The 543-nt window shown below is 69.1% G+C and carries 1 protein-coding gene; it reads left to right on the top strand.

All coding sequences use genetic code 11. The features are described 5' to 3' along the window. The coding region (locus FV228_RS32310) for a transposase (RefSeq protein ID WP_147858021.1) at window positions 1-534 on the top strand (534 nt) is incomplete at its 5' end. Window positions 535-543: the final 9 nt, after the last annotated feature.

A 543-nucleotide genomic window follows, 5' to 3' on the forward strand; every position in this document is an offset into this window, starting at 1 on the left:
CGGATGGCAGGGGATCGCAAGCCGGAGCCGTCGGCGGTGATCCTGGACAGCCGGACGCTGCGGTCCTCGCCCGAGAGCGGCGAGCGGGCGGGCTACGACGGGGCCAAGCGCAAGCGCGGTTCGAAGGTGCATCTGGCGGTGGACACGCCCGGCCACGTGGTGGCGCTGCATGTCACCCCGGCCGATGCCGACGATCGCGGCGAGGTCGATCGCCTGACCGGCGCGGTGCAAGCGGAGACGGACGGAAGCGTCGAGACGGGCTTCGTCGATCAGGGCTACACCGGCGCGCGGGCGGCGGACGCGGCCCAGGCGCACGGTATCGCCCTGGAGGTGGTCAAGGCGCCCGAGGCCAAACGCGGGTTTGTCCTGCTGCCGCGTCGCTGGGTGGTGGAGCGGTCCTTCGCCTGGGCGACGCGCTGTCGGCGCCTGGTCAAGGATTACGAGCGTTATGCCAGCACGCTGGCAGGACTTCATATGGTCGCCTTCGTCTGTCTCATGCTGAAACAGGCCGAACGACTGATGACAGGTGCATAACACGCTCTA

Source organism: Methylobacterium sp. WL18, from assembly GCF_008040015.1.
GTDB classification, from domain to species: domain Bacteria; phylum Pseudomonadota; class Alphaproteobacteria; order Rhizobiales; family Beijerinckiaceae; genus Methylobacterium; species Methylobacterium mesophilicum.